Annotated in this window: 8 protein-coding genes and 2 pseudogenes; 6 read left to right on the top strand and 4 right to left on the bottom strand. The window is 71.4% G+C overall.

Going from position 1 to position 10,124, the window contains the following annotated elements; genetic code table 11:
* Positions 1 to 155: 155 nt before the first annotated feature.
* Positions 156 to 773: a TetR/AcrR family transcriptional regulator C-terminal domain-containing protein gene (locus ACWCXX_RS32845; RefSeq protein WP_451133668.1), complete on the bottom strand. Its 618-nt coding sequence runs from the start codon at positions 771 to 773 to the stop codon at positions 156 to 158.
* Positions 774 to 840: 67 nt separating this feature from the next.
* On the opposite strand from ACWCXX_RS32845, the gene ACWCXX_RS32840 reads away from it, so the two are divergent.
* Together ACWCXX_RS32840 and ACWCXX_RS32835 are read left to right on the top strand one after the other, a co-directional pair.
* Positions 841 to 2,103, top strand: coding sequence for a beta-ketoacyl-[acyl-carrier-protein] synthase family protein (locus ACWCXX_RS32840; RefSeq protein WP_451133666.1), 1,263 nt, complete (start codon positions 841 to 843; stop codon positions 2,101 to 2,103).
* 296 nt (positions 2,104 to 2,399) lie between these two features.
* Positions 2,400 to 3,573 (top strand): annotated as a pseudogene (locus ACWCXX_RS32835) (transposase).
* A gap of 440 nt (positions 3,574 to 4,013) precedes the next feature.
* Here the strand turns inward: ACWCXX_RS32835 and ACWCXX_RS32830 are convergent.
* A pseudogene (locus tag ACWCXX_RS32830) lies at positions 4,014 to 4,124 on the bottom strand (HipA family kinase); the annotation flags it as partial.
* 408 nt (positions 4,125 to 4,532) lie between these two features.
* On the opposite strand from ACWCXX_RS32830, the gene ACWCXX_RS32825 reads away from it, so the two are divergent.
* The 3 genes from ACWCXX_RS32825 to ACWCXX_RS32815 all read left to right on the top strand — a co-directional run bounded on the left by ACWCXX_RS32825 (position 4,533) and on the right by ACWCXX_RS32815 (position 8,374).
* Positions 4,533 to 5,240, top strand: coding sequence for a TetR/AcrR family transcriptional regulator (locus tag ACWCXX_RS32825; protein WP_451133664.1), 708 nt, complete (start codon positions 4,533 to 4,535; stop codon positions 5,238 to 5,240).
* Positions 5,241 to 5,398: 158 nt separating this feature from the next.
* The gene (locus tag ACWCXX_RS32820; RefSeq protein ID WP_451133662.1) at positions 5,399 to 7,021 is read left to right on the top strand and encodes an amidohydrolase; all 1,623 of its coding nucleotides are present in this window, start codon (positions 5,399 to 5,401) and stop codon (positions 7,019 to 7,021) included.
* Positions 7,022 to 7,099: 78 nt separating this feature from the next.
* On the top strand, positions 7,100 to 8,374 hold the full coding sequence (locus ACWCXX_RS32815) for an ankyrin repeat domain-containing protein (protein ID WP_451133660.1): 1,275 nt from the start codon (positions 7,100 to 7,102) through the stop codon (positions 8,372 to 8,374).
* A 106-nt stretch (positions 8,375 to 8,480) separates the two neighbouring features.
* Here ACWCXX_RS32815 and ACWCXX_RS32810 read toward each other — a convergent pair whose 3' ends face one another.
* Positions 8,481 to 8,861 carry a YunG family protein gene (locus ACWCXX_RS32810; RefSeq protein WP_451133658.1) on the bottom strand — a complete coding sequence of 127 codons (381 nt, stop codon included), beginning with the start codon at positions 8,859 to 8,861 and terminating at the stop codon, positions 8,481 to 8,483.
* A 172-nt stretch (positions 8,862 to 9,033) separates the two neighbouring features.
* On the opposite strand from ACWCXX_RS32810, the gene ACWCXX_RS32805 reads away from it, so the two are divergent.
* Positions 9,034 to 9,483: a Rieske (2Fe-2S) protein gene (locus ACWCXX_RS32805; protein ID WP_451133656.1), complete on the top strand. Its 450-nt coding sequence runs from the start codon at positions 9,034 to 9,036 to the stop codon at positions 9,481 to 9,483.
* On the opposite strand, the gene ACWCXX_RS32800 is transcribed toward ACWCXX_RS32805, so the two are convergent.
* Positions 9,467 to 10,120 (bottom strand): cysteine hydrolase, encoded by a 654-nt coding sequence (locus ACWCXX_RS32800; protein ID WP_451133654.1) that lies wholly within the window; start codon positions 10,118 to 10,120, stop codon positions 9,467 to 9,469. The two genes, ACWCXX_RS32805 and ACWCXX_RS32800, sit on opposite strands and share 17 nt — an antisense overlap.
* Positions 10,121 to 10,124 lie beyond the last annotated feature (4 nt).

Genomic DNA, 10,124 nt, shown 5'->3' with positions numbered 1-10,124 from the left:
TCCCCGAGCTCTCGGCTGCGCTCGAGCAGGGGAGACCCCATCCTCGCTGCGTTGTCGGAACGTCCGAATACATCCAGTATGCGGACGCCCCTCCGCCTTGCGATGCACCGCATCCGACGCCGCGCGCTGATCCACCGGGGATTACGGGACAGCCCTTAGCCGCGCTCGGGTTCGTCGTGGATGGTCAATGCTCCGGCGAGGTCGAGGTCGGCGACAGTGCCATGCGCCCCGGCACGGACGAGCAGTACTGCGCCGAGCGCGGTGCTCCAGAACGTCCTGGCCTCCACGCTGAGTGGTCGACGGGACCTCCAGCCGCGACTGTCGATGAGCTGGCTCACGAAGCGCTCGGATTGCCGGAACAGCAACTGGAGGTGCCGGTCGACCACGGGGGCGAGTTCGGGCTTGGAGATCCCGGCGGCGAGTGCTCGCGCGACCGATGGGAGCGAGGGCATGGCCAGTACGGCGCGGGCGATGTTGCGTCGAAACGCCGCCGCATCGGGGGCTTGGCGACCGATGCGCTCGGCCCGTCGGGCGTCGTGCAGCAAGCCGAGAAAAGCGGCGTGCACGAGCAGCGAGTCCTTGGAGCCGAAGTAGTAGGTGACCTGATTGGGGAAGACACCTGCCGCGTTCGCGATCTCCGCGACGCTGACCTCAGCGCCGGGCCGCTCCTTGCAGAGCCGTGCAGTTGCCTCAATCAGCCGGCGCCTCGTCGCGCGACCGCGGTCCCGCGACCGGGCCGGCGTTGATCGAGCTTCGGTTCGCTTCTTCTCCACATCTGAATTGTATGTGATACAACAAGGTTTCGTTCGTTTGTATCGCATACAAGAAAGGCCCAAGGGCATGCACCGGACTGAAGTAGTCGTGACCGGACTCGGCGCGATCACGCCACTCGGTGGAGACGTGGAGTCCACCTGGGACGCCCTGCTCGCCGGCGAGTCCGGCATCCGCGGCGGCGTCCTGCCCGGCCACGAGGACGTCGGCCTTCCCGACACCGTCGCAGGGACGATGGCGATCGACCCCGCCGAGTCACTGCCGCCGGCGCAGGCCAGGCGGCTCGACCGCTCACAGCAGGCAGCCTTCACCGCGGCGGCCGAAGCCTGGGCCGATGCCGGTGCCCCGCGGGTGGACCCGGACCGGCTCGCATCAGCGATCGGCACGGGCATCGGGGGTGTACGGACGCTGCTGAAGGAAGACGACGTACTGGAGGCGGCCGGGACACGGCGCGTCTCGCCACGCACGGTCCCGATGCTCATGCCCAATGCGGCGGCAGCGCTGATCAGTATCGAATACGGTGCACGGGCCGGGGTCTACACGCCCGTCTCGGCGTGCTCTTCCGGTGCCGAGGCGATCGCCCTGGGGGCCAGGCTCATCCGTGCCGGCGAGGCGGACGTGGTCATCGCGGGTGGAACCGAGGCCGCGATCGCCGCGATCACCGTCGCCGGCTTCGCCCAGGCACAATCGCTGTCGCGATACACCGCCGAACCCGCCTCAGCCTCCCGGCCGTTCGCCGCCGACCGCAGCGGATTCGTCCTCAGTGAAGGCGCGGCTGTCGTAGTGCTCGAAAGCGCCGAACACGCCGACGCCCGAGGCGCGCGCGTCCACGCGGTACTCGCGGGCGCCGGCATCGCCGCCGACGCTCACCACATCACGGCGCCCGCTCCCGACGGCTCCGGTCAGATCTCGGCCATGCGGAAGGCCCTCGCGCAAGCCGGCTTGGCTCCCGAGCAGATCAGCCACATCAACGCCCACGCCACCGGAACTCCGGTCGGCGACATCGCCGAGGCGCGCGCGATCGGGGAGGTCTTCGGCCGCGCCACCGTGACAGCCCCCAAGGCGGCGCTCGGCCATCTCTTTGGCGCCGCCGGCGCAATCGAGGCGCTCATCGCCGTCCTCAGCGTGAAGCACGGCGTCATCCCGCCGACCCGCAACCTCACCGCGGCCGGCGTCGGTCCCGACATCGACCTCGATGTCGTCGCAGAGCGACGGGACGTCCCCCAGGAAGCCGTGCTCAGCAACTCCTTCGGCTTCGGGGGGCAGAACGTCTCACTCATCGTCACCGGCGCACGGCACCAAGCGTCCTGTACCGCCTCGACCACATCATGACCCACGCGAACGCACCATTGTCCGTGGAGGTGCGCCGCCGATTGTTCCACCGCCCCCACAGCGCCGCTGACGGAGAACCTCCTGCGTCGCGGCTACGCCAAGGTGTCAGTATTTTCCTGACCTCCTACAACTAGCAGGAGCTTCGTCCTATTTCAGGCGACTGGACACAGCCCGCCCAGACTCTGTCTACACGGCGTTGGGGCTGGCCTCGCCGTTTCGGTTGGGTACGGCGGCTGTTGGGGCGGAAACGCGAAAGCGCCTTCCCGACCTGGGACGATGAACCTTGCTGAAAGGTTCTGTCGGTCCAGGCGGAGGGCACTTTCTACGTGCAGGCTATCGGGTTGCGTCCCAGGGTCCAGGTCAGTGCAGATGGTTCGGGGGTGGTCGGTCATGCCGGGGCACGGTTACTGGCCGATCTCGCTGATGCCACCGGGCTCACCGCCGCGTACTCCACCACGCTCAGGCCGCTTCGGCCGCGCGGGACTGGGCGTGATCCGGGCCGGATCGCCACCGACCTGGCGGTGATGCTCGCCGGCAGCGGTGAGGCCATCGCGGACCTGGCCGTACTGCGCGGGACCAGGTAGGGGTGTTCGGTTCGGTCGCCTCGACACCGACGGCCTGGCGACTGCTCGCCGACACCGGCGAGGCACTGTCGGGCCGACTGTGTCCTGGAAACGCCGGTGCCAACACCGCGAGCGACCACATCACGGTGTTCGACCAGGCATTCGCGCAAATCCCCGACGCGCATCGGCACGGCACCGACATCCTCGTCCGCACCGACAGTGCCGGATCGCGAAAGCCTTCCTCGCCCACGTCGGCAACGTACGGAAACGAGGAGTCCGTACCTTCTTCTCGGTCGGATACGCCATCACCGAGCCGGTCCGCCGCGCTGTCCGGGCCGTGCCCGACCGCCTCTGGCATCCCGCCCTGGACCAGGACGGAACTCTGCGTGATGGCACCAAGGTCGCCGAGCTGGACGGCTACCCGGCCGGCACCCGCATCATCGTGCGCCGAGAGCGGCCGCACCCCGGAGCCCAGCTGTCCCTGTTCGACCAGGACGAAGTCCTACGGCATCAGGTGTTCCTCACCGACACCCCGTACTCCGGTGGCGGTTCCGCCCAGTTCCCAAAGGTCCGCCACCGCGGACATGCCACTGCCGAGGACCACATCCGGTGCGGTAGGACCACCGGATTCGGCCGCGTCCTCTCCCGCGACTTCGGCATCAACGCCGTCCGGCTCGAACTCAGCCTCGCCGCGATCGACCTGCTCGCCTGGACCCGTGTCCTCCTCCTGGGCGGGGGCTGGCCACCGCCGAGCCCAGAAGAACTCCGCTACCGGCTACTGCACGTCGCCCGCCTCGCCTGCGACGGCCGAGGCCTCCACCTGCAAATATCGGCGACCTGGCCCTGGAGACCCGAACTGGCCACGGCCTTCCACCGCCTCGCCGCACTGCCCCGACCCGCCAGCTGACCGGCAAACCCCCGTCCGCCCACGACCCGGAAGAACCCGGAGAACCCGACCACCGCGCCGGGACTCCGACCTGCTCAAGCACCGAAATCACGTCGGCCACCCAACACTCGGCGATCAGCGACGCCGCCTCAGCCCAACCGAAACGGCGAGGCCAGGCCACTCGAAGACCGCAACGGCACCACGCATACGCGGATACTCAGCGATCAACTGGATACCCCTCTGTAACGCCTGTGAGGCACCTACCAAGGTGAGCACGGCGTTGCTGGTTCCTCGGTTGCGGTATTTCGTCGGGGAGGATCTGGGGAGCACGAGGGGCTCTGGGGAGCGTCCGGAGAGAATCGACTGCACAACGCAAGACAACTCTGAAAGACACCGAAAGGCCTATCTGCGCAGGTCAGAGACGATGCTGACCCCATCGCTGCAGGTCAGGGCACCTCACTGGACAACTTCATGACGCAGGTTCCGGAGTCGTCGGCCTCGACGGTCCCGGGGAGCGAGCCGCCCTCACGCAGGGGCGTGACGTAGCGGGCCGCTGTCACTTCCGTAAGCATTTCCCCAGACTATCCACTCGCCCGCCCCGGCCGGCCGGGTGAGGCCCGCCGCGGACCCGCCGGGCGGTGGGCTCCGTACGGCGGGCACCCCCGCCACGTGGGCGAGGGCCCTGGCGCCGCCCACGCCCACCTGCAGCACGTCCATGTTCGATGCCACCACGTGCGCCGGCGGTTTTCCGGCCCGCACGATGCCCACGCCGGTCCCGTCGCGCGACGACCCGGTCCCCGGGGCCACCGGTCCGCCCATCGACCTCTCCCCACACATCTCGCTCGCAACTGCGCTATCTGTGAACCAAGGAGACGGGCCGCCCGGCGGGCGTTCGCGGGCGGGTCCGGAATCGTGGGAGCCGGGGCGTCGGCCGCACCCACCGGTTGCTTATTGGTCGGACACTCAATAACATCGCCGGTATGTCGTCAAGCATGCAGCGGAAGCGGATCCGGAAGTCTCCCTCGGACCGGCGCGCGGAGATCGTCGACGCGGCGGCGGCCATCGCCCTGACCGAGGGGCTGGAGTCCATCACCCTGCGCCGGACCGGCGACCGGCTCGGCGTCCGGCCGGGGCTCATCAGCCATTACTTCCCCGCCGTCGAGGACCTCGTGGCCGAGGCGTTCGGCACCGCCGCCAGTGCCGAACTGGACACGCTCCTGCCCGCGGGCGCTGCGACGGCCGCGCCCACGGAGCGCCTGGCCCGCTTCTTCGCGCTCGCGACGGGCCCCGCGTACGACGACATCAGCCGCCTGTGGATCAACGCCCGGCACCTCAGCCGATACCGCCCCGTCCTCCGCGACAGGGTCAACCACCAGGAGGCCCTGTGGCGCGGCAGGCTGGAGGACCTCGTCCGTGACGGTGTCCGCCTCGGCGAGTTCCGGACCGCCGACGCCTACGTGGCGACCATCCAGATCCTGGTCGTCATCGACGGCCTCGGCGCGCACGCCAACACCGCCACCACCGACCGCCCCGAGGCGGTGACCCACATGGCCGTCAGCACGGCCGAACGCGAACTCGGCCTGGCGAGCGGCACGCTCACCGGTCTCGCCGCCCGGCTCGACACGAGCCGCCCCGAGGAACCGGCGGCATCCGGCGCGGACAACGCCCCCGCCGATTCCGGGACCTGAGCCCGCCGGCCCCTCCCCCGGGCCGACGGGCTCAGGCTCCTCTCCCGGGCCGCTCCCGGCGGTCCGGACGGCCCCGCCCCGGCAGGGACGGCAGGCCCGCACCACCCCCGCCCGGCCCGACCGCGACGGGCCGGCACGCACCACCTCAAGGAGTCACTGTGCGAACCAGTCTTGTCCTGCTTTCCGCCCGGCTGCTCGACCCGCTCGCCGGCGAGCTGCTGCCCCAGACGGCCCTGGCCGTCTCCGGCGGCCGGATCACCGACCTGGGCGACGACCGCCGGATGCGCGGGCTCGCGGACTCGTCGACGACGGTGATCGACCTGAAGGGCGCCGTGGTGACGCCCGGCCTCGTCGACGGGCACGTCCACCCGTTGACGGGCGCCGACCTCTCGCGCGGCCTGGACCTCTCCGAATGCAGCGATCTCGACGAGGTGCGAAGCGCCCTGGCCCGCGAGGTCCGGGCGCTGGAACCCGGCGCCTGGCTGCACGGCTGGGGACTGGATCCCAACGTGTTCGGCGAGGGGCCGGTCACGTCGGCCGCGCTCGGGCCCGTCCTCGACGGCGTCCCGGCCCTCCTCCTGCTCTTCGACGCGCACTCGATGCTGGCCAGTGCCCGCGCGCTCGAACTCGCGGGCGTCGACGGCCCGCGCCGCTTCGAGGAGGCGTCCGAGATCGTCTGCGACGCCGAGGGCCGGCCCACCGGACTCCTGCTGGAGGAAGCGGCCTGCGCGGTCGTCGAGGCCGCGGCCCCCCGGCCCAGCCGTGCCGAGCTGCGCGAGCGGCTCGCCGACACCCTGCGGAGCATGGCCGCCACCGGTCTCACCGGTGGCCACGCCATGGACGCCAACGGCGAGAGCCTCGCCCTGTACTCCGAGCTCGACGCCGACGACGCCCTTGCGCTCCGGCTCCGGGTCGCCCCCTGGTGCCGCCCGGACACCGACGCGGAGGCGCTGCGCGCACTCGTCGCCCAGCAGGGCACGGGCGGGCGGCTCTGGCGGACGGAGGGTGTCAAGCTGTTCATGGACGGCACGATCGACAACGGCACCGCCTGGCTGGAGCGCCCCGACCGCCACGGCGAGTCCACCCACGCCTTCTGGCCCGACCCCGAGACGTACACGAAGGTCGTCGCGGAATTCCATAGGGCCGGTGTGCCCACCGCCACGCACGCCATCGGGGACGCCGCCGTACGTCATGTGCTCGACTCCGTGGAGAAGGCCCGTGCCACCGGGAACACGGACGTGCGGCACCGGATCGAGCACATCGAGACGGTTCCCGACGACACTCTGGGCCGGTTCGCCGAGCTCGGCGTCATCGCCTCCATGCAGCCCACCCACTGCTGCGACTTCACCCGCGCCGACCACACCGACAACTGGTCCCGGCGCCTCGGCGAGGAACGTGCCGCGCGCGCCTGGCGCTGCCGCGACCTGTGGGACGCGGGCGCCACCATCGTACTCGGTTCCGACTGGCCGATCGCCCCCTACCCCCCGCTGACCGTCATGGCGGGCAGCCGGCACCGCCGCCCCACCCGCGACCTGACCCAGCCCCCGCACAACCCCGGGCAGGCGTTGACGCCGCTGGAGGCGCTCCGGGGCATGACCCTCAACCCCGCCCGCGCCGCGGGCGAGGAGGGCCACGCGGGACGCCTCGCCGTCGGTCACCGCGCCGACCTCGCCGTCTTCGCGGACAACCCGCTCACGGTGCCGGCCACCGACCTGTCCGACCTGCCCGTCCTGCTCACCGTTCTCGACGGCCGCCCCACCCACCGCGCCCCGGGAATCTGACATATCGTCACTTCGCGTGGGACGAAAGGGAACACGACGCGGGGCGGGATGTCAGAGGCGGCTCCTAGAGTCCTGCCCATGAGCGACTTGGCCAACAGAGCACTCTTTGCCGCCGTCACCCCCACGCCGGGTGCCGATGCCACGCGACGGGCCGCCGAGGTGCGCGCGCTGACAGCGGACGGCGCGGACTTGTCGGCCCGTGACGAGGAAGGAGCCACCCCTCTCCACCGGGCGGTCGGCGCTCCGTACGACGGCAGCGAACCGCTGTCGTCCCTGGAGGTCGTCCGGGCGCTGCTGGAGTGCGGTGCGGATGTGCACGCGGTCGACGGCCGTGGCAGGACACCGCTGCATTCCGCGGTCGGCTGCGGCCGTCCCCGGCTGGTGGAGCTGCTGCTGGAGCGGCACGCCGACACCGGCGCGGTCGACCGTCTCGGCCGGACGCCGCTGGGGATCGCGCTGCGGCTGCAGCAGCTCGGCCGGGAACAGCGCAGGACACGGGCAGAGATCGTGGCCCTGCTGGAGGCGGCGGGCGCGCCCGCCCACGTCGAGTACCCCGCGGTGGAGGGCGGGCCGCTGCCCGTGGACATGGCGGCCGTCCGCCGGGTCGCGGAGGCGATGCGCGGCACGCTGTCCGAAGCCTGCCGGACCGCCGGGGTCCCGGACGACAGCGGCTGGCTGACGGAGTTCGCACGGCCGGACTTCGACAGCTTCCAGGAGCTCGTCACCGAACTGCGCGACGCGTCCGGTCCCGACCACGTGCCGCTGATACCGAGGTTGTGCGCACGCGTACTCGGCGACGAGGCCCGTACGGACCGCACGCTGACCGGCGACCGGAAGATCCACGAGCCGTTCTTCCACCACGGCGACCTCCTGGTGAAGGGGCATCTGGACGTGGTGGCCCCCTTCGTGGTCACCGGTTCGCTCACCGTCGAGGGCTGTCTGGCCGACTGCGGTCCCGACTCCGTCGTCGCCGTCGGCGGTGACGTCACGGCCCGCGCGGTGCACACCGACGGCGAGATGTCCGTCGACGGTGACATCGAGGCCGAGGTCGTCTACGGCCACTACAACGACCAGACGCTCCGGGCGGGAACCATCCGCGCCCGACTGGTCGTCGAGGACGAGCACGAGACGATCGCCACGGTGGAGGCGGACGCCTACTTCGACCTGGACGACTTCCAGCAGGGATACGGCGAGGGTGTGCAGGAGCGGCTGCGCGAGCTGCTGGTGGACGAGGTGTTCGGCAACGAGGAGGAAGAGGAGGAGGAGGAACAGCTGGACCGGACGCTCCTCTTCGACCGTCTGCGCGCGGGAAAGCCGGTCTTCCGCGCGGACGGCGGCGCGGCGGAAGGCTGATCCCGCCGGCCCGTCGTTTCCGTCGGTGGGTCGTCGTCCCGGCGCGCCGTTCCCCTCCGGCGCCCGTGGACCGCCCCGGGTGCCGAAGGCCCCGGTCTCCCGGCCGTCAGCGGCTCAGCTCCGCCAGCACTCTGCCGCGCAGCAGCTCGTACTCCTCGCGCAGCCGCACGATCTCCGCCGGCCGCTCGATCACGTCGCCCCCGACGACGGTCTCGTGGGGGCCGAACTGCTCGCGGGTGAGGTCGACCTCGATGCCCATGCCCAGGCGGTTCCACCAGTGGTAGTCGACGCGCTCGCCGTCGACGTGGACCTCGCCCCGGATCAGCGCACCGCCCAGCAGGTCGTGCACCACGAGCGCGGTCACTCCGCACTGGTCGCGCGCCGGGTTGTCCGGGGTCCAGTCCTGGCGGTGGTCCGGTGTCGTGGTGTCCGCCCCCCAGCTGCGGCGGATGGCCCGTTCGAGGTCGCTGATGTTCTTCGGTGTCATGCCTTCAGCCTCGCAGACGCCTCTGACATACCGGTCCGACGGCCCCGGCCGCTCATGCCGGCGCACGGGGCTGCCGATGACATGATGACCGCCGCCCGCACCCGCCGGTTCCCCACCGGGCACCTCCCGGGTGGGCGGCACGGACGTGGACACCGCAGAAGGGAAAGTCGACTTGAGCACATCTCAGGACCGCAGCAGCCGCCCCGGCCGCCGGGCCGTCGTCATGGCTGCCGGAACCGCGCCACTGGCCGCCGTGCTCGCCGCGTGCGGCGAGCAGAGGCAGTCGGGCGGCTCGGACGTGGTAGAGCCCGCCAACGAGGGGATGGGCGGCGGGGCCGCCCTGACGAGGACGGCCGACATCCCCGAGAACGGCGGAAAGATCTTCGCCGACCGGGAGGTCGTGGTGACCCGGCCGAAGGCCGGCGAGTTCAGGGCGTTCTCGTCGAAGTGCACCCACCAGGGGTGCACCGTGGCGAGCGTGTCGGACGGCACCATCAACTGCCCCTGCCACGGCGGCAGGTTCGACGCCGCGACGGGCGCCGTGGTCCACGGGCCCCCCACCGAACCGCTGCCCGCCAGGAAGATCACCGTCTCGGGCGGCTCGATCACGCTCGCGCCCTGAGCCCTGTCCGGTTCGGCCAGCATCCGAGCACCTCGTCCGTGGTCGTGACGGTGGCGACGAGGGCGAGCGTGTTGCGGATCATCACGGGGGTGTAGTCGGCCGGCACCCCCGCGATGGCGTCGGACGGCACCACCGCCGTGTATCCGAGATTCACCGCGTCGAACACGGCGTTGGGCACGGCGACGTTGGCGGAGACGCCGGTGACGACGAGGGTCCGGCAGCCGAGGTTGCGCAGCAGCGCGTCCACCTCCGTCCCGGCGATGGGCGAGAGCCCGTGCAGTCTGCGCACGACCAGATCCTCGGGGGCCACCTCGATGGGCGCGGCGACCCGTACCGCTGCGGTGCCGGAGTGCTGTTGCAGGGGCAGTCGGCCGGCGGCCCGGAAGAGCCGGGCGTTGCCGTTGGAGCCCCGTCCGTCGGGGCGGCGTTCGGCCACCGCGTGCAGCACCTGCACCCCGGTCTCGTGGGCGGCCGCGACCAGCCGGGCGACCCGGTGGAGGGCCCCGGAGGATCTGGCCTGTCCGGCCAGTTCGGGCAGGGCGCTCCGGGGGCCGACGACCCCCTCCTGGCATTCGACCGTCATGAGCACGGTGGTGGCCGGATCGAGCTGCGCGGCGAGTTGTTCCGTCGACGGCACGGCT

This window comes from Streptomyces sp. NPDC001732 (genome assembly GCF_053596315.1).
The sequence above is the reverse complement of the archived record's forward strand: the minus strand, read 5'-3'. Positions and strand labels throughout refer to the sequence as shown.

Excerpts from the sequence above, each read along its gene's own strand:
- ACWCXX_RS32840 (WP_451133666.1), top strand. The coding sequence starts at position 841 with ATGCACCGGACTGAAGTAGTCGTGACCGGACTCGGCGCGATCACGCCA.
- ACWCXX_RS32825 (WP_451133664.1), top strand. The coding sequence starts at position 4,533 with ATGTCGTCAAGCATGCAGCGGAAGCGGATCCGGAAGTCTCCCTCGGAC.
- ACWCXX_RS32815 (WP_451133660.1), top strand. The coding sequence starts at position 7,100 with ATGAGCGACTTGGCCAACAGAGCACTCTTTGCCGCCGTCACCCCCACG.
- ACWCXX_RS32810 (WP_451133658.1), bottom strand. The coding sequence starts at position 8,861 with ATGACACCGAAGAACATCAGCGACCTCGAACGGGCCATCCGCCGCAGC.